Origin of the sequence: Neglectibacter sp. X4 (assembly GCF_009917365.1) — a bacterium.
In the GTDB taxonomy this organism is placed as follows: domain Bacteria; phylum Bacillota; class Clostridia; order Oscillospirales; family Acutalibacteraceae; genus Acutalibacter.
This window is the reverse complement of the sequence record NZ_QWLE01000160.1, coordinates 1-787: the sequence shown is the minus strand read 5'-3', so window position 1 is coordinate 787 and position 787 is coordinate 1. Positions and strand designations below refer to the sequence as shown.

At 40.7% G+C, this 787-nt stretch carries 1 protein-coding gene; it reads left to right on the top strand.

All coding sequences use genetic code 11. The features are described 5' to 3' along the window. Positions 1 to 114 precede the first annotated feature (114 nt). Positions 115 to 787: hypothetical protein (locus D1841_RS17380; protein WP_166554320.1), on the top strand; the 673-nt coding region annotated here is incomplete at its 3' end.

Below are 787 nucleotides of genomic sequence, written 5' to 3'. Positions count from 1 at the left end.
GCGGGCGGCATTTGGACTGATTATGGAGTGTGAAACATTTGACGGATATGTGATTGCTAAGGCGCTGGAAATACCGGAAATTGATATTAACGTAAGATTTACAGGAGTTTAATTATGGGAAAGGCGAAAATTATAGGTGGCGGTGGTGGAATAAACATAAGAAATGGTATTGAACTACTTGGATATAGCACAGATGCTGATATTGAATCTGGAAATTTTGTACAGCGGATTGACAATAGCTATGCATTTTCAGCAGTACCAGGTGCAAGAAAAACAGCGATTATAAAACAGTGTGAAATTGACGATACCCATGTAGCTGTTGCGTATGCGATAACGGAAAGTGGGGCCACGGGTGCGGGTACTACTTATGGGCATATATATGTTTACATCGTTACATTGGACGATGATACACGTTCGCTAACGAAATCCACAGTGCTGGACTTAGGGTATGTAGGACCTGTAGGAGCATTAGATATGTCATGTAGGACTAACGGAAAAATCATTATCGGGTATGGACAGTATTATTCTTCTGGAAAATCTTCCTATGACACAGTGCTTGTACAAGTATCAGTTAATTACAGCGATATGTCAATTACGAAAGATTGGACTAAGCTACTGCGTTCATCGGGGTCATCGGGAAGGTATCAGCAGGACATGCATATGTTTTGGTTAGACAAAGATGATGACAGGATGTTGTTGTTCGTAGATGGCGGAAGCAATAATTGGCTTGCTTGCATGATTGTGCAGTTTACAAACGATTCAAATAATCCATACGTGATAATAACCC